The following is a 24,624-nucleotide window of genomic DNA, read 5'->3' on the forward strand; positions in this document are numbered from 1 at the left end:
CATGCTGATCCCCCGTAGGGTCAAGCACCGCAAGCAGCACCACCCGGGACGCAGCGGCGCTGCCAAGGGTGGCACGACGGTTGCGTTCGGCGAGTACGGCATCCAGGCGCTCACCCCGGCGTACGTGACGAACCGTCAGATCGAGGCCGCTCGTATCGCCATGACGCGTCACATCAAGCGTGGTGGCAAGGTCTGGATCAACATCTACCCGGACCGTCCGCTCACCAAGAAGCCCGCCGAGACCCGCATGGGTTCCGGTAAGGGTTCTCCGGAGTGGTGGATCGCCAACGTCAAGCCCGGACGCGTGATGTTCGAGCTGTCGTACCCCAACGAGAAGATTGCGCGTGAGGCCCTCACTCGTGCGGCCCACAAGCTGCCGATGAAGTGCCGGATCGTCAAGCGCGAGGCAGGTGAAGCGTGATGTCGGCCGGTACCAAGGCGTCCGAGCTGCGCGAGCTGGGCAACGAGGAGCTTCTGGGCAAGCTCCGCGAGGCCAAGGAAGAGCTGTTCAACCTCCGCTTCCAGGCGGCGACGGGCCAGCTCGAGAACCACGGCCGTCTGAAGGCGGTCCGCAAGGACATCGCGCGGATCTACACCCTGATGCGCGAGCGTGAGCTGGGCATCGAAACGGTGGAGAACGCCTGATGAGCGAGAACAACGTGACTGAGAACACTGAGGCGCGCGGCTTCCGCAAGACCCGTGAGGGTCTCGTCGTCAGCGACAAGATGGACAAGACCGTCGTCGTCGCCGTCGAGGACCGCGTCAAGCACGCGCTGTACGGCAAGGTCATCCGCCGTACGAACAAGCTCAAGGCGCACGACGAGCAGAACGCCGCGGGTGTCGGCGACCGCGTCCTCCTGATGGAGACCCGGCCGCTGTCCGCGTCGAAGCGCTGGCGCGTCGTCGAGATCCTCGAGAAGGCGAAGTAATAAGCGGGGGCTCCGCCCCCGCTGACCCCCGCCGGGGACTCCGCCCCGCAGGCCCCCGGGCCGGTGGAGCGGGCCCCGGCCGGGGTTTTCGCCAGACCGAAAAACTCCCGCGGAGCGATCCGCGGGGCCAAACCGCCGCTCGGCGGGGCCCGAAGGGCTTGCGCCGGGGCTGGCCGGTCCGCGAGTGGTTCGCGCGCACAGCGTGGGCGTGCACGCGGCCCCCGGCCGGAATCGGCCAGTAATTCCTGCGGGGGTATCCCCGCAGGACAGTTCCGCCAGGCTCTCCGGCTCACCCCGGAGGGAACCGGCAGACGATCAGGAGATAGACGTGATCCAGCAGGAGTCGCGACTGCGTGTCGCCGACAACACTGGTGCGAAGGAGATCCTTTGCATCCGTGTGCTCGGTGGCTCCGGTCGCCGCTACGCGGGCATCGGTGACGTCATCGTCGCCACCGTCAAGGACGCGATCCCCGGTGGCAACGTGAAGAAGGGTGACGTCGTCAAGGCGGTCATCGTTCGCACCGTCAAGGAGCGCCGCCGTCCGGACGGCTCGTACATCCGCTTCGACGAGAACGCCGCCGTCATTCTGAAGAACGACGGTGACCCTCGCGGCACCCGCATCTTCGGCCCGGTCGGGCGTGAGCTGCGCGAGAAGAAGTTCATGAAGATCATCTCGCTGGCTCCGGAGGTGCTGTAAGCATGAAGATCAAGAAGGGCGACCTGGTCCAGGTCATCACCGGCAAGGACAAGGGCAAGCAGGGCAAGGTCATTGCCGCTTACCCGCGCGAGGAGCGCGTCCTGGTCGAGGGTGTCAACCGGGTCAAGAAGCACACCAAGGCTGGTCCGACCGCTCGCGGCTCGCAGGCCGGCGGCATCATCACGACCGAGGCCCCCATCCACGTGTCCAACGTTCAGCTGGTCGTGGAGAAGGACGGCAACAAGGTCGTGACCCGCGTCGGCTACCGCTTCGACGAGAACGGCAACAAGATCCGCGTTGCCAAGCGGACGGGTGAGGACATCTGATGGCTACCACCACCACTCCGCGTCTGAAGCAGAAGTACCGCGAGGAGATCGCGGGCAAGCTGCGTGACGAGTTCAAGTACGAGAACGTCATGCAGGTCCCCGGCCTCGTCAAGATCGTGGTCAACATGGGTGTGGGCGACGCCGCCCGCGACTCCAAGCTGATCGAGGGCGCCATCCGCGACCTCACCACGATCACCGGTCAGAAGCCGGCCGTCACCAAGGCCCGCAAGTCCATCGCGCAGTTCAAGCTGCGTGAGGGCCAGCCGATCGGTGCCCACGTCACGCTCCGTGGCGACCGCATGTGGGAGTTCCTGGACCGCACCCTGTCGCTCGCGCTGCCGCGCATCCGCGACTTCCGCGGCCTGTCCCCCAAGCAGTTCGACGGCCGTGGCAACTACACCTTCGGTCTCACGGAGCAGGTCATGTTCCACGAGATCGACCAGGACAAGATCGACCGCGTCCGGGGTATGGACATCACCGTGGTCACCACGGCGACCAACGACGCTGAGGGCCGCGCGCTCCTTCGTCACCTCGGCTTCCCGTTCAAGGAGGCGTGAGCGAGATGGCGAAGAAGGCTCTGATCGCTAAGGCTGCTCGCAAGCCCAAGTTCGGTGTGCGCGCGTACACCCGCTGCCAGCGCTGCGGCCGTCCGCACTCCGTGTACCGCAAGTTCGGCCTGTGCCGCGTGTGCCTTCGTGAGATGGCTCACCGTGGCGAGCTGCCGGGCGTGACCAAGAGCTCCTGGTAATCCCCCACTTGGGGATTCCCCAGGGCTCTCGGTAAGCAACTGGGGTGGCAGGACGCCCAGCCCGCATGCCTTAGGCTTGTGGGGTTGGGCGTCTGTCGCCGCCCTTACGACTTACTACGCCGTAGGTCCACCGCGCCGCACCCGTCCCGTCTCGGATCGGGGAGAGGGATGGCGCACCAGGAAACCCCGGCGAGAGAGGCCGAAGGCCAATTCATGACCATGACTGATCCGATCGCAGACATGCTCACGCGTCTGCGGAACGCGAACGCGGCGTACCACGACACCGTGACGATGCCGCACTCCAAGATCAAGTCGCACATCGCGGAGATCCTCCAGCAGGAGGGCTTCATCACGGGCTGGCGCGTCGAGGACGCCGAGGTCGGCAAGAACCTCGTCCTCGAGCTGAAGTTCGGCCCCAACCGTGAGCGCTCCATCGCGGGCATCAAGCGGATCTCCAAGCCCGGTCTCCGGGTGTACGCGAAGTCCACCAACCTGCCGAAGGTGCTCGGCGGCCTCGGCGTGGCGATCATCTCCACGTCTCACGGGCTCCTCACCGACAAGCAGGCCGGCAAGAAGGGCGTGGGTGGGGAAGTCCTCGCCTACGTCTGGTAGCAGAAGGGAACGGAGGAAACAGCTATGTCGCGCATCGGCAAGCTCCCCATCGCGGTTCCCGCCGGCGTGGACGTCACCATCGACGGCCGTACGGTCGCGGTCAAGGGCCCCAAGGGCGAACTGACCCACACCGTTGCCGCGCCGATCGACATCGCCAAGGGCGAGGACGGCACCCTGCAGGTGACCCGCCCCAACGACGAGCGTCAGAACAAGGCCCTGCACGGCCTGTCCCGCACGCTGGTGGCGAACATGATCACCGGCGTGACCCAGGGTTACGTGAAGAAGCTCGAGATCAGCGGTGTCGGTTACCGCGTGACGGCCAAGGGTTCGAACCTCGAGTTCGCGCTCGGCTACAGCCACCCGATCACCGTCGAGGCGCCCGAGGGCATCACCTTCAAGGTGGAGACCCCGACCCGTTTCTCGGTCGAGGGCATCGACAAGCAGAAGGTCGGCGAGGTTGCGGCCAACATCCGCAAGCTGCGCAAGCCCGACCCGTACAAGGCCAAGGGCGTCAAGTACGAGGGCGAAGTCATCCGCCGCAAGGTCGGAAAGGCGGGTAAGTAAGCCATGGCATACGGGCAGAAGATCCTCAAGGGCGACGCCTACAAGCGCGCCGCGATCAAGCGCCGTCACATCCGGATCCGCAAGCGGATCTCCGGTACGGCGGAGCGTCCCCGTCTGGTCGTGACCCGCTCGAACCGCCACATCGTGGCGCAGGTGATCGACGACCTCAAGGGCCACACCCTGGCGTCGGCGTCCACGCTGGACAGCTCGATCCGCGGTGGCGAGGGCGACAAGTCCGCGCAGGCCAAGCAGGTCGGTGCCCTGGTCGCCGAGCGTGCCAAGGCCGCCGGTGTCGAGGCCGTCGTGTTCGACCGTGGTGGCAACCAGTACGCCGGGCGCATCGCCGCCCTGGCGGACGCCGCCCGCGAAGCCGGGCTCAAGTTCTGAGCCTGCCGTAGCTAGCGGAGACAGAGAGAGGTAATTCCAATGGCTGGACCCCAGCGCCGCGGTGGCGGTGCCGGTGGCGGCGAGCGGCGGGACCGGAAGGGCCGTGACGGCGGCGCAGCTGCCGCCGAGAAGACCGCGTACGTTGAGCGCGTCGTCGCGATCAACCGCGTCGCCAAGGTTGTGAAGGGTGGTCGTCGCTTCAGCTTCACCGCGCTGGTCGTGGTGGGCGACGGTGACGGCACCGTGGGTGTCGGATACGGCAAGGCCAAGGAGGTGCCGGCCGCCATCGCCAAGGGCGTTGAGGAGGCCAAGAAGCACTTCTTCAAGGTCCCCCGGATCCAGGGCACCATCCCGCACCCGATCCAGGGTGAGAAGGCTGCCGGCGTCGTGCTGCTCAAGCCCGCGTCGCCCGGTACCGGTGTTATCGCCGGTGGTCCGGTGCGTGCCGTGCTCGAGTGCGCCGGTATCCACGACGTGCTGTCGAAGTCGCTCGGCTCCGACAACGCGATCAACATCGTGCACGCGACCGTGGAGGCCCTGAAGGGCCTGCAGCGTCCCGAGGAGATCGCGGCCCGCCGTGGTCTGCCGCTCGAGGACGTCGCCCCCGCGGCCCTGCTGCGTGCGCGTGCCGGGGCGGGTGCGTAATCATGGCGCAGCTCAAGATCACGCAGACGAAGTCGTACATCGGCAGCAAGCAGAACCACCGCGACACCCTGCGTTCCCTGGGCCTCAAGCGCCTGGGTGACGTGGTCGTCAAGGAGGACCGTCCCGAGTTCCGCGGCATGGTGCACACCGTCCGCCACCTCGTGACGGTCGAGGAGGTCGACTGATCATGGCGGAGCAGAACCCGCTCAAGATCCACAACCTCCGTCCCGCCCCGGGCGCCAAGACCGCCAAGACCCGTGTCGGTCGTGGTGAGGCGTCGAAGGGTAAGACGGCCGGTCGTGGTACCAAGGGCACGAAGGCCCGCTACCAGGTTCCGGAGCGCTTCGAGGGTGGCCAGATGCCGCTGCACATGCGCCTCCCGAAGCTGAAGGGCTTCAAGAACCCGTTCAAGACCGAGTACCAGGTCGTGAACCTCGACAAGCTGGCCGCGCTCTACCCCGAGGGTGGCGAGGTCACCGTCGAGGGTCTGGTGGCCAAGGGTGCCGTTCGCAAGAACGCGCTCGTCAAGGTGCTCGGCCAGGGCGAGATCTCCGTGGCGCTGCAGGTGACGGTCGACGCCGTCTCCGGCTCCGCCAAGGAGAAGATCACCGCCGCCGGCGGTACCGTCACCGAGCTCGTCTGAAACCTTCGGGCGTCTCGATGACCTGAACGAACCCGACCGGGGATACCTCACACAGGGGTATCCCCGGTCGGTCGTTCCAAGGGGGGCAGTCTCGCCGGTATGGTGGCCTGCACTGCCCAGTTTCACCGGGTGTCGCGGTTCGGGCACCCGGGGCGGCAGTCGACCGTTACGTATGTCGTTGTTGTCCTTGTTCAGTCGGAAACTCAGACCGTCACCCTTGACGCAGTTGCGCGGGGGTCGCAGGAGGCACCGTGCTCACCGCGTTCGCCCGGGCGTTCAGGACGCCCGACCTGCGCAAGAAGCTGCTCTTCACGCTCGGAATCATCGTGCTCTACCGGGTCGGTACGCACATCCCGATCCCCGGCGTCGACTACAAGAACGTTCAGACCTGCATCGACGTGGCCAAGGGACAGCAGGGCCTGTTCGGTCTGGTCAACATGTTCAGCGGCGGCGCGCTGCTGCAGATCACGGTTTTCGCGCTGGGCATCATGCCGTACATCACGGCGAGCATCATTCTCCAGCTGCTGACCGTGGTCATCCCGCGCCTCGAGGCCCTGAAGAAGGAGGGCCAGGCGGGCACGACGAAGATCACCCAGTACACCCGTTACCTGACGGTGGCGCTGGCGATCCTCCAGGGCACCGGCCTGGTGGCCACCGCCCGCAGCGGCGCCCTGTTCTCGGGCTGCCCGGTGGCGTCCTCGATCGTGCCCGACCAGTCGATCTTCACCACCATCACGATGGTCATCTGCATGACCGCCGGTACCGCCGTCGTCATGTGGCTCGGCGAGCTGATCACCGACCGCGGCATCGGCAACGGCATGTCCATCCTGATGTTCATCTCGATCGCCGCGACCTTCCCGTCCGCGCTGTGGGCGATCAAGAAGCAGGGCACCCTGGCCGGCGGCTGGATCGAGTTCGGCACGGTCATCCTGGTCGGCCTGGTCATGGTCGGCCTGGTGGTCTTCGTCGAGCAGGCGCAGCGGCGCATCCCCGTGCAGTACGCCAAGCGGATGATCGGCCGCCGGTCCTACGGCGGCACGTCCACGTACATCCCGCTCAAGGTCAACCAGGCGGGTGTGATCCCCGTCATCTTCGCGTCGTCGCTGCTCTACATCCCGGCACTGATCGCGCAGTTCGCCGGGGGCAACTCCGGGTGGAAGTCCTGGATCCAGCAGAACCTCACCAAGGGCGACCACCCGATCTACATCACCCTCTACTTCCTGCTGATCGTGTTCTTCGCGTTCTTCTACGTGGCGATCTCGTTCAACCCCGAGGAAGTCGCGGACAACATGAAGAAGTATGGTGGCTTCATCCCGGGCATCCGGGCCGGTCGGCCCACCGCTGAGTACCTGTCGTACGTACTCAACCGGATCACCTGGCCGGGTTCGCTGTACCTGGGTCTGATCGCTCTCGTACCGACAATGGCGTTGGTGGGCTTCGGGGCGAGCCAGAACTTCCCGTTCGGTGGCACCAGCATCCTGATCATCGTGGGTGTCGGCCTCGAGACGGTGAAGCAGATCGAGAGCCAGCTCCAGCAGCGCAATTACGAAGGGTTCCTCCGCTGATGCGAATCGTGCTCGTCGGGCCGCCTGGTGCCGGCAAGGGGACGCAGGCCGCGTTCCTCGCCAAGAACCTGTCGATCCCGCACATCTCCACGGGCGACCTGTTCCGCGCCAACATCAGCCGGCAGACGGAGCTCGGGAAACTCGCGAAGTCCTACATGGACGCGGGCAACCTGGTGCCCGACGAGGTCACCATCGCGATGGCCAAGGACCGCATGGAGCAGCAGGACGCCCAGGGCGGCTTCCTCCTGGACGGCTTCCCGCGCAACGTCTCGCAGGCCGAGGCGCTCGACGACATGCTCGAGGCCGAGGGCATGAAGCTGGACGCGGTGCTCGACCTGGAGGTACCCGAGGACGAGGTCGTCAAGCGCATCGCGGGCCGCCGGGTGTGCCGCAACGACTCGTCGCACGTGTTCCACGTGTCGTACAAGACGCCGAAGCAGGAAGGCGTCTGCGACGTCTGCGGCGGGGAGCTGTACCAGCGGGACGACGACTCCGAGGAGACGGTCCGCAAGCGGCTCGAGGTCTACCACACGCAGACCGAGCCGATCATCGACTACTACAAGGCCCAGGGCCTGGTGGTCACGATCTCGGCCCTCGGCAAGGTTGAAGAGGTCACCGGACGCGCGATGGAGGCGCTCCAGCAGAAGGTGGGCGACAGGTAGTCGCTCCCGGCGCTCCACGGCCGCGGTCCCCTGGCGGGGGCCGCGGCCGTCGTGTGGGGTGCCACTGCTGCGCGCCCCCGGGCGCGGGTTCCGACCCGACGGCCCGTCCGGAAGCGCCGGACGAGCTGGACGTGCCGCCCCGTATCTTTGTTGGTGTCCGTGTCTTCCCGGTCCAGAAAGGCCGCAGCCCCCATGGTGCAGATCAAGACCCGCGAGCAGATCGCCAAGATGCGTGAGGCGGGGCTGGTCGTCGCCGCCGTGCACGCGGCCACGCGCGAGGCGGCCGTGCCGGGCGCCACGACGAAGGACCTGGACGAGGTCGCCCGCAAGGTGCTGGCCGAGCACGGGGCGAAGTCGAACTTCCTGGGGTACGGCGGATTCCCCGCCACCATCTGCACCTCGGTCAACGAGGTCGTCGTCCACGGCATCCCCTCCGACGAGGTGGTCCTCAAGGACGGCGACATCATCTCCATCGACGCCGGGGCGATCGTGGACGGCTGGCACGGTGACGCCGCGTTCACCGCGTTCGTCGGCTCCGGCCACGCCCCGGAGCTCATCGAGCTGTCCCGGGTGACCGAGGAGTCCATGTGGGCCGGCATCGCGGCGGTGAAGCAGGGCAACCGCCTCGTCGACGTCTCCCGGGCCATCGAGACGTACATCCGGCGGCAGCCGAAGCCGGGCGGCGGCCGGTACGGGATCATCGAGGACTACGGCGGCCACGGCATCGGCACCGAGATGCACATGGACCCGCACCTGCTGAACTACGTCGACCGGCGCCGCGGCAAGGGCCCGAAGCTGGTGCCCGGTTTCTGCCTGGCGATCGAGCCGATGGTGTCGCTGGGCACCCCGAAGACCGAGGTCCTGTCGGACGACTGGACGGTCATCACCACGGACGGCACGTGGTCGTCCCACTGGGAGCACTCCGTCGCCCTCACGGAGGAGGGCCCCCTGGTCCTGACGGCTCCCGACGGGGGCAAGGCGAAGCTCGCCGAGCACGGGGTCGTCGCCGCGCCGGATCCGCTTGGCTGACGTCGGTCAAGGAACCGTCCCCCGTGCATAGCGATCACCCCGATGGGGCAGACTTTCGCGATTCGTCTTTCCGGGTGCGCTGACGTAGACTGACTCGTCGGCTCTTGTGCACCCGCATGTCCGCATGCACGCGTAAGGCGCACCAGGAGTCGATCAAGGTAGTCGATTCGAAGGGCGAAGCGTGGCCAAGAAGCAAGGTGCCATCGAGATCGAGGGCACTGTCGTCGAGTCTCTTCCGAACGCCATGTTCAAGGTCGAGCTCCAGAACGGCCACCAGGTCCTGGCACACATCAGCGGCAAGATGCGTATGCACTACATCCGCATCCTCCCTGACGACCGGGTCGTGGTGGAGCTGTCTCCGTACGACCTGACGCGTGGCCGGATCGTCTACCGCTACAAGTAGATCTTGCCCACGTCCCGCGTGAGCGGGGCCGCCGGCAACTGACCCGGAGAACCTCACATCCCATGAAGGTCAAGCCGAGCGTCAAGAAGATCTGCGACAAGTGCAGGGTGATCCGCCGTCACGGCCGGGTCATGGTCATCTGCGAGAACCCGCGCCACAAGCAGCGCCAGGGCTGACGCACGACCGACCGCACCCTCTGCACCGCTATCGCAGAGTTTCGCGCGACGCGAGCTGAATTTGTTCATACGCAGGGCCCAAGCCGCCTGGGGTGGCTTGACACCCCCGGTTCGGAGGCCGGGGACCCAGTTCGTACCTGATACGGCGACTGGGAACCGGTCCTGTGGAAGACCTCCGAAGATCACCAGGAGCCATTGAATGGCACGCGTTTCCGGTGTCGACATCCCGCGCGAAAAGCGCGTGGAGATCGCCCTCACCTACGTGTTCGGCATCGGCCGGACCCTCTCGAAGGAGACGCTGGCTGCGACCGGCGTCGACCCGAACACCCGTGTTCGGGACCTGACCGAGGAGCAGCTGGTCGCGATCCGCGAGTACGTCGACAACAACATCAAGACCGAGGGTGACCTCCGTCGCGAGATCCAGGCCGACATCCGCCGCAAGGTCGAGATCGGTACCTACCAGGGTCTGCGTCACCGTCGCGGTCTGCCCGTCCGCGGTCAGCGCACCAGCACCAACGCCCGTACCCGTAAGGGCCCGCGTCGCGCCATCGCCGGCAAGAAGAAGCCGGGCAAGAAGTAGTCCGCAGCGGACACCTGTCCACGGTCTTCGCTGTAGGACCGACCACCTCCCGTAGGAGTTAAAGGATGCCCCCCAAGGGACGTCAGGGCGCTGCCAAGAAGGTGCGCCGCAAGGAAAAGAAGAACGTCGCTCACGGTCACGCGCACATCAAGAGCACGTTCAACAACACCATCGTTTCGATCACCGACCCGTCCGGCAACGTGATCTCCTGGGCCTCCGCCGGCCACGTCGGCTTCAAGGGCTCCCGGAAGTCCACGCCGTTCGCCGCGCAGATGGCCGCCGAGTCGGCCGCCCGCCGCGCCCAGGAGCACGGCATGCGCAAGGTCGACGTGTTCGTCAAGGGCCCGGGCTCCGGTCGTGAGACCGCGATCCGCTCCCTGCAGGCCACGGGCCTCGAGGTCGGCTCCATCCAGGACGTCACCCCGACCCCGCACAACGGCTGCCGTCCGCCGAAGCGTCGTCGCGTCTGACGTTCGCTTTTTCGGGCCTTCGGGCGGTACGGCTCGCTTGAGCCGTATCGCCCGTACCCTTGCAGTACCCGCACCCCTCCGGGTGCGGCGTGGTCGGGCGTCATATAGCGGGCGCCCCCGACTGAAGGATCTGATCCACACATGCTGATCGCTCAGCGTCCCTCGTTGACCGAAGAGGTCGTCGACGAGTTCCGCTCCCGGTTCGTGATCGAGCCGCTGGAGCCGGGCTTCGGCTACACCCTCGGCAACTCCCTCCGCCGTACGCTCCTGTCGTCGATCCCCGGCGCTGCTGTCACCAGCATCCGCATCGACGGTGTCCTGCACGAGTTCACCACCGTGCCGGGCGTCAAGGAGGACGTCACCGACCTGATCCTCAACATCAAGCAGCTGGTCGTCTCCTCGGAGCACGACGAGCCGGTCGTGATGTACCTGCGCAAGCAGGGCCCCGGTCTGGTCACCGCCGCCGACATCGCGCCCCCGGCCGGTGTCGAGGTGCACAACCCCGACCTGGTCCTCGCCACGCTCAACGGCAAGGGCAAGCTGGAGATGGAGCTCACGGTCGAGCGTGGCCGTGGTTACGTCTCCGCCGTGCAGAACAAGCAGGTGGGCCAGGAGATCGGCCGTATCCCGGTCGACTCGATCTACAGCCCCGTGCTGAAGGTCACGTACAAGGTCGAGGCCACGCGTGTCGAGCAGCGCACCGACTTCGACAAGCTGATCGTCGACGTCGAGACCAAGCAGGCGATGCGTCCCCGTGACGCCATGGCCTCCGCCGGTAAGACGCTGGTCGAGCTGTTCGGTCTGGCCCGCGAGCTCAACATCGACGCCGAGGGCATCGACATGGGTCCGTCCCCGACGGACGCCGCCCTTGCCGCCGACCTGGCGCTGCCGATCGAGGAGCTGGAGCTCACCGTTCGGTCGTACAACTGCCTCAAGCGTGAGGGCATCCACTCCGTGGGTGAGCTGGTCGCGCGCTCCGAGGCGGACCTCCTCGACATTCGTAACTTCGGTGCGAAGTCGATCGACGAGGTCAAGGCGAAGCTGGCCGGCATGGGCCTGGCCCTGAAGGACAGCCCGCCCGGATTCGACCCGACCGCGGCTGCGGACGCCTTTGGTGCGGACGACGACGCGGACGCCGGTTTCGTCGAGACCGAGCAGTACTAGGCGCTCCGCGAGGACGCCGGATTTTGGCTGCGGGTCCGCTCCGGCTGGTCGCGCAGTTCCCCGCGCCCCTGACGGGGCGCGGCCCCTCCGGGCCCCTGACGGGGCCCGGATCTCCGACGGGCAACCGCCCGCTCGGATACTGACCCCGGTACCTGACACGGCCGGGGCAGACACCTAGGAGAAACACGATGCCGAAGCCCACCAAGGGTGCCCGCATGGGCGGCAGTGCCGCGCACGAGAAGCACATCCTCGCGAACCTCGCGAAGTCGCTGTTCGAGCACGGTCGTATCACCACCACCGAGGCGAAGGCCCGCCGCCTGCGCCCGTACGCCGAGCGTCTGATCACCAAGGCGAAGAAGGGCGACCTTCACAACCGCCGTCAGGTGCTCCAGGTCATCACGGACAAGAGCATCGTCCACACGCTCTTCACCGAGATCGGCCCGCGCTACGAGAACCGTCCGGGTGGCTACACCCGCATCACCAAGATCGGTAACCGCCGTGGCGACAACGCGCCCATGGCCGTCATCGAGCTGGTCGAGGCGCTGACGGTGCAGCAGAAGGCGGTCGGCGAGGCCGAGGCGGCGACCAAGCGTGCCGTCAAGGAGTCCGAGGCCAAGGCTGAGGAGACCAAGGCCGAGGAGACCACCGAGGCGCCGGCCGAGGAGGCCGCTGCCGAGGAGTCGAAGGACGCCTGAGGTTTCACCTCGCGCTGAGCGGGTCCGCCCTTGCCGGGCGGACCCGCTTTCGCGTACCTGAGAGGATTCCCACGTGAGTGACGAAGTACAGCCCGGTTACGTCCGCATCCGCCTCGACCTGTCCTACGACGGGACCGAGTTCCACGGATGGGCCAAGCAGGCCGGCGGCAGGCGGACCGTGCAGGAGGAGATCGAGGACGCCCTGCGCACCGTCACCCGCTCCCAGCAGACGTACGAGCTGACCGTCGCCGGACGGACCGACGCCGGGGTGCACGCCCGGGGGCAGGTCGCCCATGTCGATCTGCCGCTTCAGGTGTGGGGCGAACACCGCGGGAAGCTGCTCAAGCGGCTCGCCGGACGGCTGCCCAAGGACGTCAGGGTGTGGGCCCTGCGCGAGGCCCCCAGCGGCTTCAACGCCCGTTTCTCCGCCATCTGGCGGCGCTACGCCTACAGGGTCACCGACAACCCCGGCGGGGTCGATCCGCTGCTGCGCCACCACGTCCTGTGGCACGACTGGCCCCTGGACGTCGACGCCATGAACGAGGCGGCGCGGGGGCTGCTCGGGGAGCACGACTTCGCCGCGTACTGCAAGCGGCGGGAGGGCGCGACGACCATCCGTACGCTGCAGGAGCTGAGCCTGGAGCGGGGAGCGGACGGCATCGTCACCGCCACCGTCCGGGCCGACGCGTTCTGCCACAACATGGTGCGCTCGCTCATCGGCGCCCTGCTCTTCGTCGGCGACGGCCACCGCCCGGCCGACTGGCCCGCCAAGGTGCTGGCCGCCGGTGTGCGGGACTCGGCGGTGCATGTCGTACGACCGCACGGGCTGACGCTGGAGGAAGTCGGCTACCCGGCCGACGAGTTGCTGGCGGCGCGGAACAGGGAAGCGCGAAACAGGCGGACGTTGTCCCTCGGTACCGGCTGCGAAACCTGCTAGTAACGCAGAGTTTCTAGGGACATATCGCCCATGTCTGTACTCAATGGGCGTAAGAAACTTGCTGCCCCTTACATATGCCTTACCACTCGGTTACTCTTGCGACACTCGGCCAATGATTCGAATGGGGACGCCGAGTATGGGTGGGGTACCGGGCCGGTTCGGCCCTGGGGGTTTCTTTCATGAGTAGTGCAGTGCGTGCTGACGCGCGCACGTCTCAGCGCCGCAGGCGCAGGAGGGTGGCCGAAAGCCACGGGCTCCTGCCGCAGCCGCCGGACGAAACAGAGAAGTATTCGTACACCCGCAGGCATCTGTGGATGCTGACGATCGGTTCGCTGATCAGCTTCGCGTGCCTCGCGGTGAGCCAGGCCCTGTTCACGGCATCGAGCCCGTGGTTCTGGCTGACGATGCCGCTGCTCGCCTTCGTCGTCGCCGACTACCTGATCTCGCTGTACCTGGACGGGCTCAGCAAGGACTTCGACGTCAAGGCGCACAAGCAGCTGGTGCGCGACTGGCGGCCCGCCGTCCATCCGAGCGTCGACGTCTTTCTGCCGGTGTGCGGCGAGCCGCTGGAGGTGCTGCACAACACCTGGGTCAACGTGAACCGGCTGGCCGGCACCTACAAGGGCGTCGTCAACGTGTACGTCCTCGACGACGGCGACGACTCCGAGGTGGGCGCGATGGCGCACGACTTCGGCTTCCACTACGTGGTGCGGCCCAACCGCGGCTGGTTCAAGAAGGCCGGCAACCTGCACCACGCCTTCGGGATCACCGACGGCGACCACATCCTCATCCTCGACGCCGACTTCGCTCCGCGCGCCGACCTGCTCGACGAGCTCCTGCCGTACATGGACGCCGACGACAAGATCGGGATCGTGCAGTCGCCGCAGTTCTTCCGGATCACCGACCGGCAGAACTGGATCGAGCGCGGGGCCGGCGCCGTCCAGGAGCAGTTCTACCGCTCGGTGCAGACCTCCCGTGAGGACAAGGACGGATCGATCTGTGTCGGCTCGTGCGCGGTGTACCGGCGTGCGGCCCTCGCCCAGATCGGCGGCATCACGCTGATCGAGCACTCCGAGGACATGTACACCGGATTCGACCTGCGGGCGCTGGGCTGGAAGCTGCGCTACGTGCCGGTCGCGGTGTCGGTGGGCGTCTGCCCGGACACGGCGGGCGCCTTCCACAACCAGCAGTACCGCTGGTGCATGGGCTCGCTGGAGCTGATCACCGGCAAGCGGTTCTGGGACCTGGACCTGAAGTTCACGACACGCCTGTGCTACATCTCGGGCTTCCTGTACTACATCCAGACGGCCCTCGCCACCTTCATCACGCCGATCATCCCGCTCTCGCTGATGATCCTGCGCCCCGACCTGCTGCGCGCGGAGGCCGCCCTGTGGGTGCTGCCCAGCGTGGCCTATGTGACGCTGGTGCTGCCGCTGTGGCACCGGGCGCCGTACCGCCTCGAGGCCTGGGCGGTGCGCGTGATGTACGGCTGGTCGCATGTCTTCGCCGTGTGGGACGTTCTGCGCGGTCGCCCCATGGGCTGGAAGCCGACGGGCTCGCAGGGCGCCAAGAAGAACGGCATGCGCAGGTACTGGATCGGCATGATCGGATGGACCGGCGGCACCGCCGTGCTGTGGGTGATCGTGGCCGGCTGGCGCATGCTCACCGAATACCCGCCGGACTTCGCTCTGATGCTGTCCGCCGGCCTCTTCTACGCCGTCGTCGTCGCACGCGTACTCGTCCAGCCCCGGGAGCGCACCGCGTGAGCCGACAGATCCGCGCGCTGGCCGTCCTGCTGATCGCCTGCGCGCTCCTTGCGGGCTGCAGCACCTTCTCCGACAAGGGCCGGCAGCAGTACGAGCAAGCAGAGGGCAAGAACCCGGGCGAGAGCGAGTCGTCCGGGTCGCAGACCGAGAAGCCCGTGCCGCCGTACGACGTACGACCGCTGCTCGCGCCGGCGAAGAAGTACCTCGGCGTGGCCGCCGAAGGTGCCCCTGCCAGCATGAAGAACATCACGGACTTCGCGAAGGCGGCGGGCAAGAAGCCCAACCTGATCGAGTTCTACTCCGCGTGGGGCGATCAGTACGAAGCGCGTCTGGTGCGCAGTTCCTGGGACTACGGGGGGCTGGCGTTCATCGCCTGGGAGCCCTTCAAGTCGTCGCTGAAGGAGATCGCGTCCGGCAAGGACGACGCGTACATCCGTGAGTACGCGAGTGCCGTCAAGGAGCTCAACCTCCCGGTGGCCATCAGCTTCGCGCACGAGATGAACGGCTTCTGGTACCCGTGGGGCACGAAGAAGGCCACCGCGGCGCAGTTCGTCTCCGCCTTCCGGCACGTCCACGACGTCTTCGACGAGGTGGGCGCCACCCAGGTCATCTGGGTGTGGAGCCCGAACGTGGTCAACCCGATGCCCAAGGTGAAGCTGAAGCCGTACTGGCCGGGCGAGAACTACGTCGACTGGGTCGGCGTCATCGGCTACTACGCCAAGACGGGACCGTCCACCTTCCGCACGCTGTACGGGGCGACCTTCGACCAGGTCCGGGCCCTCACCAAGAAGCCGGTGATCATCGCGGAGACGGCCGCCGAGGCGGGGGACCGCAAGCCCGCCGACATCACCGATCTCTTCCACGGCACGGCCGCGCACGACGACGTGATCGGCTTCGTCTGGTTCAACTTCAACAAGGAAACGGACTGGCGCATCAGCAGCGGACCTCTGTCGGAGCAAACGTTCCGTCGGCAGGCGGCCAGTGACCGTTTCGGATTCGACGTGACGAAGCCATGAGCAGCAGACAGCCGCCTGGTCCGTGGGCGGAGCAGCAGGCGTACGGACAGCCCGGCCCCCGTCACGAACAGGAATACGGCGGACAGGCGTACGGCTCGCAGGCCTACGGGCAGGAGGCACTGGCTGACGGCCACCGGGCGTATGAGCAGGAGTACGCACAGCACTCCGGTGCGCCCCATGCCTACGGGTGGCCCCAGGAGCAGGCGGCGCAACCGGGCGCCGCGCAGGCCGCCGACGCGTATCCGCCGTACTACGACGCCTACGACCCCTACGCGGAGCCCGAACCCGAGCCGGCCGTGCAGCCGACGGTGATCGTCGGCGAGGCCGAGCGGGCGCCGGGCTACACCCTGCCCGACGTCCAGGAGTCCGCCTGGGACGTGGACACCCGGCGCAGCAAGTTGCTCGGCCGCGTGGCCCTGCTCTTCCTGCTCCTGGTGCAGGCCGGGCTGTCGCTCAGGCTGAAGGGGACCGCGTTCCAGGACGAGGCCCTCTACATCGCGTCCGGCCACTACGAACTCGACAACCTGTTGCACGGCACCAAGCTGCCGGCGGACTTCGCGAGCTACTTCTCGGGCCACCCGAAGCTGTACCCCGTGCTGGCGGCGGCCGTGGACTCCGCGTTCGGGCTGACCGGCGTCCGGATGGTGAGCCTCGGCTTCATGCTGAGCTCCACCGCGCTGCTGTACGCCCTGACGCGGCGGTTGTTCAACCTGCGGGCGGCGCTCGGTGCCGCCGCGTTGTTCTCCGTGGTGGAGTCCACGACGGTGCTCGGGAACTTCGCCACCTACGACGCCGCCGCGATCTTCCTGCTGGCGCTGGCGATGTACGCCGTCGTGCGCACCGACCGGATGCCCGCGGTGGCCGTCCTGCTGGCCGCGCCCCCGGCGGCGCTGGCCTTCGCCGTGAAGTACGCCTCCGGCCTGTACCTGCCCACCCTGGTGGTGCTGGCGATCGTCACCGCCCACCGGCACCGCAGTGTGAAGGCGGCCGGCCGCGGTGTGGTGCTGGGCGCCGGCATCGCGGCCCTCCTCGGCGCCGGATACGCCCTGTCGGGGCCGCTCGGCGGCATCAGCTCCACCACCACCAACCGCGCGCACGGCTCGGACTCCGCACTCACGCTGCTGGAACACAGCGCGGAATGGGGCGGCCTGGTCTTTCTCGCCGCCCTGGGCGGCTCGATCGCCTACGCGCTGCGCGGCCGCATGGGTGAGATGCCCTGGATCGAGGGCGTCACCCCGGGACGCTGGCGCCGCGCCGCACTCGGGGCGCTGCTCACCGGGACGGCGCTGCTGGCCCCGGCCTACCAGATCCACCTGCACACCCAGGTGTCCCTCTTCAAGCACGTCGGCTTCGGCCTGCTCTTCGCCGCCCCCATGGCGGGACTGGGCATGGCCCGCCTGATCGGCCCGCATTTCCGGCACCCGCAGCTCGGGATCATGCTGTACGTCCTGACACTGGTGTTCGGCATGGTGCAGGCTCAGCAGGCTTACAGCTTCCCGGACTCCTCGCAGATGACCGCGTACCTGCGCACGATGGTCGACCACAAGGGTCGCTATCTGGCCGAGGAGCAGGAGGTGCCCGCGTACTACCTGCGGGACGTCACCGGCTGGGAGCAGTGGCAGAACACCTACTTCATGGACTACAGGGACAAGGCCGGCAAGCACTACACCGGTCCCGACGCCTACCGGCAGGCGGTGCGCGACGGCTGGTTCGACGTGATCGTGATGCACGGCAACGTGACGCCCGACACGTACCGGGCGGTCCAGGCGGGGCTGAAGGGCAACACGCACTACCGCCTGGCCGCCGTGTTCCCGTACACGACGAGCAGCGGCCAGAGCGCCTACCGGGTCTGGGTCAAGCGATGAGCAGCGATACGACGACCGACTACGCCCCCGCAGGGCACGAGGAACCCGTCCCCGGCGGCCGAGGGTCGCGCCGGGAGACCGAGCGGGCCGACGGCCCCGGCGGCGGCCGCCTCACGGCCGCCCTGGTGTTCCTGGTCCCCACCGCCGCCGCGCTGGCCGTGATCCTCCGCGGAATCGGGGTGCGGCAACTGTGGCGCGACGAGCACGCCACCTGGTGGGCGGCCACGCTCTCCTTCCACGAGCTGAGCCATCTGATCCGCACGATCGACGTGGTCTTCACGCCGTACTACGTGCTGATGCACGCGTGGATCGCCATCGCCGGCGACTCGCCGACCGCGATGCGCCTGCCGGAGGCCGTCGCGATGGCGTGCTCGGCCGGGCTGCTCGCGCTGCTCGGACGGCGGCTGTTCACCACGCAGACGGGTGTCCTCGCGGGACTGGCGTTCGCGGTCGTGCCCACGGTGACGCGTTACGGGCAGGAGATCCGCCCCTATGCCTTCGCCGTGACCGCCGTGCTGCTGTCGACGCTTCTGCTGGCCCGGGCCCTGGACCAGCCGTCCTTCAAGGTGTGGGTGGGCTACACACTGTCCGTGCCGCTGATCGGCTGGAGCCACCTGGCCTCCATGGCGGTGCTCGGTGCGCACCTGACGATGATCCTGATCGCACGGCGCTCCGGGGACCGGATCGCGGGCTGGGCGTACGCGGCGGCAGGCACCCTCGGCCTGTGCTTCGTCCTCCCGGCGGCCATCCAGGGCTCGGGGCAGAGCGGGCAGATCGCCTGGAACAACCCCGTCCAGAAGGACCTGCTGGAGTTTCCGAAGAACCTGTTCGGATCCTGGGCGGTGGCGGTGCCGGTGCTGGCGCTCGGGCTTGTGGGCCTCTTCTTCGCCGGAAAGCGGGCGCTGCCGTTGGCCGTGTGGGTCGTGCTCCCGCCGCTGGCGACCTATGTGACGGCCTCGAAGCTCCACCTCTTCCTGCCGCGCTATCTGCTGTTCACCCTGCCGGCCTGGGTACTGCTCGCGGCGGTCGCCGTGACCCGGCTGGCCGGTCCGGTCGCGGGCGCGAAGGCCGGGACGGGGGCGGCGGTGCGGCGCGGGTTCGGCTGGGTGTTGGCCGCGGCTGCCGTCGCCGGGCTCCTGTGGCAGGCGCTGCCGGGCATCCGGGAGACCCGCCAGAACGCGCAGGGGGAGCCGGACTTCCGGGGCGCCGCCCGCATCATCAGGGCCGAGCAGCGCAAGGGCGACGGGATCGCCTTCAGCGGGGTGATGGCGGAACGCCGGGCCATGGCCTACGAATTGCGCGACGACCCCGGGCGGCCACGTGACGTGCTCATGTACTGGACCCCGCAGGAGCTGGGCTCCTTCGGGGCGGGCGAGTGCCCGCGGCCGGCGCCGTGTCTGGCGAAGGCCAAGCGGCTGTGGCTGGTGTCGACCACGTTCGACGGGCAGCCGCTCAGTGGGATGCCGAAGCAGACGGCGGCCGCGGTCGAGAGCGGGTTCCGCGTGGTCAGGACCCGGAAGCTGACCAGCCTCCAGCTGGTGCTGCTGGAGCCCGTGAAGAAGGCCGCGGACGGCACAGCGGACAAGGACGACGCGTCCCGGCGCAAGGTGCACGCCTGAGCCGTCCCAGGACGCTCGGGGACTGGTCGGGAGGGGGTCTGCCGGACCCACTCCGGACGTCCGGCTGCCGGCGACGGCACCCGGGCGGGGCGCAACGCAACAACCAGGGGATTTCCACGGAGGGGAAACGACATGACGTACGACCTGGGGGGTGTCCGCGTCACCGTGGTGATGCCCACCTACAACGAGGCGGCGAACCTGCCGCGGATGGCCGAGGCGGTGCTGGGACTGCCGATCGACGGGCTGCATCTGAAGATCGTCGACGACTCCAGCCCGGACGGCACCGGACGGATCGCCGAGGAGCTGGCCGAGAAGCACAACTGGGACGGCCGGTGGCGGATGAGCGTGCTGCACCGCACCGAGAAGGACGGGCTGGGGCGTGCCTACGTTGCGGGCATGAGCGCCGCGCTCGCCGAGGGCGCCGCGTACGTCGTCCAGATGGACGCCGACGGCAGTCACCCGGTGGAGGCGGTGCCGCGGATGCTCGGCACGGCCATGGCCTCCGGGGTCGGCCTGGTGATCGGCAGCCGGTACGTCGAGGGCGGAGCACTGGACGAGGAGTGGGGCAAGCACCGGGTGCTGCTGTCCCGCTTCGCCAACCGGTACGCCCGGACCGTGCTCGGCACCAAGATCCGGGACATCACCGCCGGTTTCAACCTGTGGTCCGCGCAGACCCTCCGGGACGTCGACCTGGCCACCGTTGACAGCGCCGGCTACAGCTTCCAGGTGGAGCTGAAGTTCAAGGCCGTCCGGGCCGGTCACAGCGCCGTGGAGATCCCGATCCGGTTCGAGGAGCGCACCGAGGGCGTGTCCAAGATGAACCTCGCGACGCAGGTCGAGTCGGCGCTCGTGCCGCTGCGACTGCGGATGCGCAACCGACGGAGCTGACCTCACCATGAGCGGACGGCACGCGCTGCCCTCGCGGCTGGGGAACCTGTACCGCGAGATCGCGAAGTTCGGCCTGGTGGGGCTCTCGGGATTCGTGCTCAACCTCGCGGTCTTCAACCTCATCAGAACTGTGGCCCACTGGCAGACGGTCAGGGCGAGTGTGGCCGCGACCGCTGTCGCCATCATGGGCAACTACATCGGCCTCCGGTACTTCGCATACCGGGACCGCGGACAGGAGGAGCGGAGCGGCCAGAAGAAGGAACTGGGTCTCTTCCTCTTCTTCAGCGCGGTCGGCCTGGTCATCGAGAACTCGGTCCTCTACGTGACCACCTACGCGTTCGGCTGGGACAGCACGCTCGCCAACAACATCTGCAAGTTCCTCGGCATCGGCATCGCGACCCTCTTCCGCTTCTGGTCCTACCGGACGTGGGTCTTCAAGACGGCCGGCCGCCGGCCGGAACACACGGAGGCGGTCTCCCGCGGTGCTGCGCCCGCCTTCCACGCACCGCCGGCCGAGCCCGTGGAAACCTACTTCAGCTTCTCCGGCGAGAGGACATCACCATGAGCGAAGCCATCCTCCTCGTCGGCGGCAAGGGCACCCGGCTGCATCCGCTGTGCACCTTCACCCCCAAGCCCCTGCTACTCGTCGCGGGCGTGCCGCTGCTGACCCACCAACTGGCCCGCGCCGCGGCGGCGGGGGTGACCCGGATCGTCTTCGCCACGTCCTACCTGGCGGAGTTGTTCGAGCGGGAGTACGGCGACGGCGCCGGACTGGGCCTGGAACTCGTGTACGTCACCGAGACCGAGCCCCTGGGCACCGGTGGCGCGATCCGCAACGCCGCCCGCCACCTGACCTGCGGCCCCGACGAACCCGTCCTGGTGTTCAACGGCGACATCCTCAGCGGTCTCGACATCCGGGGACTCAGGGACGGTCACGTCGCCTCCGGCGCCGACGTGACCCTGCACCTGACCCGGGTCGCGGACCCGCGGGCCTACGGGCTGGTCCCCACCGACGAGCACGGCAGGGTCATGACGTTCCTGGAGAAGCCCGAGCGCCCCGAGGAGATCGTCACCGACCAGATCAACGCGGGCTGCTACGTCTTCACCCGCTCCGTCATCGACACCATCCCCGAGGGCCGGGTCGTCTCCGTCGAGCGGGAGACGTTCCCGGGCCTGCTGGCCTCGGGCGCCCTCCTGCGCGGCGTCGTCGACGAGACGTACTGGCTGGACCTCGGCACACCGTCGGCCTTCGTCACCGGCTCCGCCGACCTGGTGCGCGGCCATGTGTCCTCACCCGCGCTCCCCGGCCCGACCGGGGACGCCCTGATCCTGCCGGGGGCGCGGGTCGACCCGCTGGCGGTGCTGACGGGAGGCACCGCGGTGTGCGACGGGGCCGTGGTGGAGGCGGGGGCCGTCGTGGAGGGCAGCGTCGTCCTGCCCGGGGCCCGCATCGGCCGGGGGGCGCTGGTCCAGCGGTCCGTGGTGGGGCGGGACGCGGTCGTCGGCGAGTGCACCAGCGTCGTCGAGGCGGTGGTCGGCGACCACGCGCATCTGGGACCGCACAACGAGGTCCCGGCGGGCGTGCGCGTCGACTGCGGCGTTCACCTGCCCGAGCGGGCGGTCCGCGTCTCGGTGCCCACACACCTCGGCTGACCCCGGCCCGGCATCGCGCCCGCCAGGCCCGCACCCGCACGGCCGCCCCGACCTGGGCGGCCGCGCGGGTGTCCGCCATGAGCCGCGCCTGCCCGGCCGGGCTCCGCAGGTCGTGGGGCCCGAGGGCCGGGGGCCGGGGTGTGTGGCGCCTTGATGCTTGAGCAGCCGGTCAGCCAGGCGTAGGCCGCCGGCCGGGCCGGACCGGTTCCCCGATCGGCCCGACGGCTTCGCCCCCGACGGATTCGCCCCCGGCGGCGGTGCGGCAGGTCACTGGCCGGCGGCCGCCGACGCCTGGGCCTCGCCGCGGCGGCGGATCTGGCGGAACGTGAACTCGGCCAGGTCGTCGCCTGCCTGGAAGACCTTGGCGTCCTTGGTCGTCACGTCCTTGCCGTTGGTGAACCCGGCGAGCGTGAAGTACGCGTAGCGGCCGTAGGTGTTGGTCGTGGAGCGGCAGACGGCCGTACGGCAGAAAACGGGCACGCCCTGGCCGCTCAGCGACGCGATGATGCTCTTGTTGTCGGCTTCCTGCCTGGCCTTCGTGGCCTTGGCCGCGGTGTCGAACAGGGCCACGCCGACCGTGACCGCGACGCCGTCCTTCGTATAGGTGGCGCGGATCACGCGGGTGCAGCCGTTCCTGGTGAGCACCGCGGGCAAGGTGCGGAGAGCGGCCGACGCGCAGTTCGTGGTGGAGGCGGTGGCGCCCTTCTTGTACACGTTCGTACCCATGGTCAGCTGGGTGCCGGGGAACAACGTGTCCGCGCTGATCGGGGCTGTGTCCTTCTTCGCGCTGGATATGAAGTCCATCGGATTCAGCGGCGGAGGGGCCGAGGTCGGCGCGAAGGACGGGGCGGCGTCGGCGCTCTCACTCGGGATGTTCGCCGTACTCGGCAGGGCGCTGGCAGGCCTGTTCGAGGGCTCGCTGCCGCCGTTCGCGGACACCACCGCCACGGCGACGGCGGCGCCGATCCCGACCGTGGCCAGGGCACCGCCGACGATCATCAGCAGCCGGCGGCGCTTGTTCCGGGCCTCCGAGGCCTCGGCGAGCGCGGCCCAGTCCGGCGAACTGCTCTGACTGCCCCACTGGGGTTGCTGGGAACTCGGTTTCCAGGGATCCCACTGGGGCTCCCCCTGCCCATAACTCATGCGGCGCATCTTAGACGGGCCACGGGCACGCTTGTTCCCGTTCGGTAACCACTACAGCGACCGCACAGCCAACGGACCCGAGGCGCAACAGCGGCGAAGCCCTCGTTTTGACCCTTCTCATGGGCGCCGTTATCCTGGCTGTTCGTTGTGTGTATTGGCTTGCTCATTCTCACGTGAGGGGCCCTTACACCGGTCCACCGGGCCGATGACCAGCGACCAGCACGCGGCTTGCGTCACCGCTGTGCGGTCAGGGCTGTCGTGATCGTCTTCGGTGACCTTGTCAGGAACCTCACTGAAGAAGCGAAGGCTACGAACCGTGCGTACGTACAGCCCCAAGCCCGGCGATGTGACGCGTCAGTGGCACGTCATTGACGCGCAGGACGTCGTCCTGGGCCGTCTCGCCACCACCGCTGCCACTCTCCTGCGTGGCAAGCACAAGCCCATCTACGCGCCCCACGTGGACGCTGGTGACTTCGTCATCATCATCAACGCGGACAAGGTCCACCTGTCCGGCAACAAGCGGACCCAGAAGATGGCGTACCGCCACTCCGGCTACCCGGGTGGTCTGCGCTCGATCCGCTACGACGACCTGCTGGCGAACAACCCCGAGAAGGCCATCGAGAAGGCCGTCAAGGGCATGCTCCCCAAGAACTCCCTGGGCCGTCAGATGCTCTCGAAGCTGAAGGTCTACAAGGGTGACCAGCACCCGCACGCTGCCCAGCAGCCGGTGCCGTTCGAGATCACCCAGGTCGCGCAGTAAGTCCGGCCACCCCCTAAGACTGAAGAGAATCTGAGGAGAATCGTGGCCGAGACCACTGCCGAGCAGCCGCTCGAAGAGCTTGACATCGACAGCTACACCACCGAGACCGAGGTCCCGCTGGAGGGTGAGTACACCTCCGAGTCCCTCGCCTCCCGCTTCGGTGAGCCCCAGCCGGCCGCCGGCCTGGGCCGTCGCAAGAACGCCATCGCCCGCGTCCGGATCGTCCCGGGCACCGGCAAGTGGAAGATCAACGGGCGCACGCTCGAGGACTACTTCCCGAACAAGGTGCACCAGCAGGAGGTCAACGAGCCCTTCAAGGTGCTCGAGCTCGAGGGCCGCTACGACGTCATCGCCCGTATCGCGGGTGGCGGCGTCTCCGGTCAGGCCGGTGCGCTCCGTCTCGGTGTCGCCCGCGCCCTGAACGAGGCGGACGTCGACAACAACCGCGGTCCGCTGAAGAAGGCCGGCTTCCTGCGCCGCGACGACCGTGCGGTCGAGCGCAAGAAGGCCGGTCTGAAGAAGGCCCGCAAGGCTCCGCAGTACAGCAAGCGCTAATCGCGTCCGCTGGTCGCAGCGGGCGACCCCCTGCCTGCTGTGCGCATGCACGCATCGCCCCGGCAGCACGTTCCGTGCCGCCGGGGCGGTTCGTTTACGGGGGAAGGTGCTTATCACCGGCTTTTGG

The 24,624-nt window shown here is 68.1% G+C and carries 33 protein-coding genes; 32 read left to right on the forward strand and 1 reads right to left on the reverse strand.

Going from position 1 to position 24,624, the window contains the following annotated elements; genetic code table 11:
- Window position 1: 1 nt before the first annotated feature.
- From rplP to N8I84_RS24085, 30 genes are all read left to right on the forward strand, one after another.
- Window positions 2–421, forward strand: a complete 420-nt coding sequence (gene rplP / locus N8I84_RS23940) for a 50S ribosomal protein L16 (RefSeq protein ID WP_007494765.1) — start codon at window positions 2–4, stop codon at window positions 419–421.
- Window positions 421–645, forward strand: coding sequence for a 50S ribosomal protein L29 (gene rpmC, locus N8I84_RS23945; protein WP_018564811.1), 225 nt, complete (start codon window positions 421–423; stop codon window positions 643–645). The genes rplP and rpmC overlap by 1 nt, the downstream gene beginning before the upstream one ends.
- Window positions 645–929, forward strand: a complete 285-nt coding sequence (gene rpsQ / locus N8I84_RS23950) for a 30S ribosomal protein S17 (RefSeq protein WP_263231444.1) — start codon at window positions 645–647, stop codon at window positions 927–929. The genes rpmC and rpsQ overlap by 1 nt, the downstream gene beginning before the upstream one ends.
- Window positions 930–1,257: 328 nt before the next feature.
- The gene (gene rplN, locus N8I84_RS23955) at window positions 1,258–1,626 is read left to right on the forward strand and encodes a 50S ribosomal protein L14 (protein ID WP_003998823.1); all 369 of its coding nucleotides are present in this window, start codon (window positions 1,258–1,260) and stop codon (window positions 1,624–1,626) included.
- Window positions 1,627–1,628: 2 nt separating this feature from the next.
- Window positions 1,629–1,952: a 50S ribosomal protein L24 gene (gene rplX / locus N8I84_RS23960; protein WP_263231445.1), complete on the forward strand. Its 324-nt coding sequence runs from the start codon at window positions 1,629–1,631 to the stop codon at window positions 1,950–1,952.
- Entirely contained in the window at window positions 1,952–2,509 is a 558-nt protein-coding gene (rplE, locus tag N8I84_RS23965) for a 50S ribosomal protein L5 (protein ID WP_019753095.1), read from the forward strand. The genes rplX and rplE overlap by 1 nt, the downstream gene beginning before the upstream one ends.
- Before the next feature lie 5 nt (window positions 2,510–2,514).
- A complete protein-coding gene (locus tag N8I84_RS23970; RefSeq protein ID WP_003956452.1) occupies window positions 2,515–2,700 on the forward strand; it encodes a type Z 30S ribosomal protein S14 in 186 nt (61 codons plus the stop codon).
- Between the two features lie 213 nt (window positions 2,701–2,913).
- Window positions 2,914–3,312, forward strand: a complete 399-nt coding sequence (gene rpsH, locus N8I84_RS23975; protein WP_103837545.1) for a 30S ribosomal protein S8 — start codon at window positions 2,914–2,916, stop codon at window positions 3,310–3,312.
- 24 nt (window positions 3,313–3,336) lie between these two features.
- The gene (rplF, locus tag N8I84_RS23980) at window positions 3,337–3,876 is read left to right on the forward strand and encodes a 50S ribosomal protein L6 (protein ID WP_263231447.1); all 540 of its coding nucleotides are present in this window, start codon (window positions 3,337–3,339) and stop codon (window positions 3,874–3,876) included.
- Between the two features lie 3 nt (window positions 3,877–3,879).
- Complete coding sequence (gene rplR, locus N8I84_RS23985; protein ID WP_028420764.1) at window positions 3,880–4,263, forward strand: 50S ribosomal protein L18; 384 nt, start codon at window positions 3,880–3,882, stop codon at window positions 4,261–4,263.
- A 39-nt stretch (window positions 4,264–4,302) separates the two neighbouring features.
- Complete coding sequence (gene rpsE / locus N8I84_RS23990; protein WP_009190144.1) at window positions 4,303–4,908, forward strand: 30S ribosomal protein S5; 606 nt, start codon at window positions 4,303–4,305, stop codon at window positions 4,906–4,908.
- Window positions 4,909–4,910: 2 nt separating this feature from the next.
- Window positions 4,911–5,093, forward strand: coding sequence for a 50S ribosomal protein L30 (rpmD, locus tag N8I84_RS23995; protein WP_009190145.1), 183 nt, complete (start codon window positions 4,911–4,913; stop codon window positions 5,091–5,093).
- A gap of 2 nt (window positions 5,094–5,095) precedes the next feature.
- Window positions 5,096–5,551, forward strand: a complete 456-nt coding sequence (gene rplO / locus N8I84_RS24000; protein ID WP_059127184.1) for a 50S ribosomal protein L15 — start codon at window positions 5,096–5,098, stop codon at window positions 5,549–5,551.
- A gap of 251 nt (window positions 5,552–5,802) precedes the next feature.
- The gene (gene secY / locus N8I84_RS24005; RefSeq protein ID WP_263231448.1) at window positions 5,803–7,116 is read left to right on the forward strand and encodes a preprotein translocase subunit SecY; all 1,314 of its coding nucleotides are present in this window, start codon (window positions 5,803–5,805) and stop codon (window positions 7,114–7,116) included.
- The gene (locus tag N8I84_RS24010; RefSeq protein ID WP_263231449.1) at window positions 7,116–7,778 is read left to right on the forward strand and encodes an adenylate kinase; all 663 of its coding nucleotides are present in this window, start codon (window positions 7,116–7,118) and stop codon (window positions 7,776–7,778) included. The genes secY and N8I84_RS24010 overlap by 1 nt, the downstream gene beginning before the upstream one ends.
- A 192-nt stretch (window positions 7,779–7,970) precedes the next feature.
- Complete coding sequence (map, locus tag N8I84_RS24015; protein WP_200418833.1) at window positions 7,971–8,807, forward strand: type I methionyl aminopeptidase; 837 nt, start codon at window positions 7,971–7,973, stop codon at window positions 8,805–8,807.
- Window positions 8,808–8,988: 181 nt separating this feature from the next.
- Window positions 8,989–9,210 (forward strand): translation initiation factor IF-1, encoded by a 222-nt coding sequence (gene infA, locus N8I84_RS24020; protein WP_003948620.1) that lies wholly within the window; start codon window positions 8,989–8,991, stop codon window positions 9,208–9,210.
- Window positions 9,211–9,272: 62 nt separating this feature from the next.
- The gene (rpmJ, locus tag N8I84_RS24025) at window positions 9,273–9,386 is read left to right on the forward strand and encodes a 50S ribosomal protein L36 (protein WP_003998809.1); all 114 of its coding nucleotides are present in this window, start codon (window positions 9,273–9,275) and stop codon (window positions 9,384–9,386) included.
- A 199-nt stretch (window positions 9,387–9,585) separates the two neighbouring features.
- Window positions 9,586–9,966 (forward strand): 30S ribosomal protein S13, encoded by a 381-nt coding sequence (gene rpsM, locus N8I84_RS24030; protein WP_067240336.1) that lies wholly within the window; start codon window positions 9,586–9,588, stop codon window positions 9,964–9,966.
- A gap of 65 nt (window positions 9,967–10,031) precedes the next feature.
- Entirely contained in the window at window positions 10,032–10,436 is a 405-nt protein-coding gene (rpsK, locus tag N8I84_RS24035; RefSeq protein ID WP_003956432.1) for a 30S ribosomal protein S11, read from the forward strand.
- A gap of 141 nt (window positions 10,437–10,577) precedes the next feature.
- Window positions 10,578–11,600 (forward strand): DNA-directed RNA polymerase subunit alpha, encoded by a 1,023-nt coding sequence (locus tag N8I84_RS24040; RefSeq protein WP_003966937.1) that lies wholly within the window; start codon window positions 10,578–10,580, stop codon window positions 11,598–11,600.
- Between the two features lie 188 nt (window positions 11,601–11,788).
- The gene (rplQ, locus tag N8I84_RS24045; protein ID WP_263231450.1) at window positions 11,789–12,295 is read left to right on the forward strand and encodes a 50S ribosomal protein L17; all 507 of its coding nucleotides are present in this window, start codon (window positions 11,789–11,791) and stop codon (window positions 12,293–12,295) included.
- Between the two features lie 73 nt (window positions 12,296–12,368).
- Entirely contained in the window at window positions 12,369–13,232 is an 864-nt protein-coding gene (gene truA / locus N8I84_RS24050) for a tRNA pseudouridine(38-40) synthase TruA (RefSeq protein WP_263231451.1), read from the forward strand.
- 236 nt (window positions 13,233–13,468) lie between these two features.
- Window positions 13,469–14,998: a glycosyltransferase family 2 protein gene (locus N8I84_RS24055; RefSeq protein WP_263231453.1), complete on the forward strand. Its 1,530-nt coding sequence runs from the start codon at window positions 13,469–13,471 to the stop codon at window positions 14,996–14,998.
- Window positions 14,995–16,014, forward strand: a complete 1,020-nt coding sequence (locus N8I84_RS24060) for a glycoside hydrolase family 26 protein (RefSeq protein ID WP_263231454.1) — start codon at window positions 14,995–14,997, stop codon at window positions 16,012–16,014. Before N8I84_RS24055 ends, N8I84_RS24060 begins: the two co-directional genes overlap by 4 nt.
- On the forward strand, window positions 16,011–17,879 hold the full coding sequence (locus tag N8I84_RS24065) for a glycosyltransferase family 39 protein (protein ID WP_263231456.1): 1,869 nt from the start codon (window positions 16,011–16,013) through the stop codon (window positions 17,877–17,879). Before N8I84_RS24060 ends, N8I84_RS24065 begins: the two co-directional genes overlap by 4 nt.
- The gene (locus tag N8I84_RS24070; protein WP_263231457.1) at window positions 17,876–19,498 is read left to right on the forward strand and encodes a glycosyltransferase family 39 protein; all 1,623 of its coding nucleotides are present in this window, start codon (window positions 17,876–17,878) and stop codon (window positions 19,496–19,498) included. The genes N8I84_RS24065 and N8I84_RS24070 overlap by 4 nt, the downstream gene beginning before the upstream one ends.
- Before the next feature lie 132 nt (window positions 19,499–19,630).
- Window positions 19,631–20,386: a polyprenol monophosphomannose synthase gene (locus N8I84_RS24075; protein WP_263231458.1), complete on the forward strand. Its 756-nt coding sequence runs from the start codon at window positions 19,631–19,633 to the stop codon at window positions 20,384–20,386.
- 7 nt (window positions 20,387–20,393) lie between these two features.
- Window positions 20,394–20,951: a GtrA family protein gene (locus tag N8I84_RS24080; RefSeq protein WP_263231459.1), complete on the forward strand. Its 558-nt coding sequence runs from the start codon at window positions 20,394–20,396 to the stop codon at window positions 20,949–20,951.
- A complete protein-coding gene (locus N8I84_RS24085; RefSeq protein ID WP_263231460.1) occupies window positions 20,948–22,039 on the forward strand; it encodes a mannose-1-phosphate guanylyltransferase in 1,092 nt (363 codons plus the stop codon). The genes N8I84_RS24080 and N8I84_RS24085 overlap by 4 nt, the downstream gene beginning before the upstream one ends.
- 267 nt (window positions 22,040–22,306) lie before the next feature.
- On the opposite strand, the gene N8I84_RS24090 is transcribed toward N8I84_RS24085, so the two are convergent.
- Window positions 22,307–23,182 (reverse strand): hypothetical protein, encoded by an 876-nt coding sequence (locus N8I84_RS24090; RefSeq protein ID WP_263231461.1) that lies wholly within the window; start codon window positions 23,180–23,182, stop codon window positions 22,307–22,309.
- A 316-nt stretch (window positions 23,183–23,498) separates the two neighbouring features.
- On the opposite strand from N8I84_RS24090, the gene rplM reads away from it, so the two are divergent.
- On the forward strand, window positions 23,499–23,942 hold the full coding sequence (gene rplM, locus N8I84_RS24095) for a 50S ribosomal protein L13 (protein WP_200418844.1): 444 nt from the start codon (window positions 23,499–23,501) through the stop codon (window positions 23,940–23,942).
- A 42-nt stretch (window positions 23,943–23,984) separates the two neighbouring features.
- A complete protein-coding gene (gene rpsI / locus N8I84_RS24100) occupies window positions 23,985–24,497 on the forward strand; it encodes a 30S ribosomal protein S9 (protein WP_103837531.1) in 513 nt (170 codons plus the stop codon).
- The last annotated feature ends 127 nt before the right edge of the window (window positions 24,498–24,624 follow it).

Origin of the sequence: Streptomyces cynarae (genome assembly GCF_025642135.1) — a bacterium.
GTDB classification, from domain to species: Bacteria; Actinomycetota; Actinomycetes; order Streptomycetales; family Streptomycetaceae; genus Streptomyces; species Streptomyces cynarae.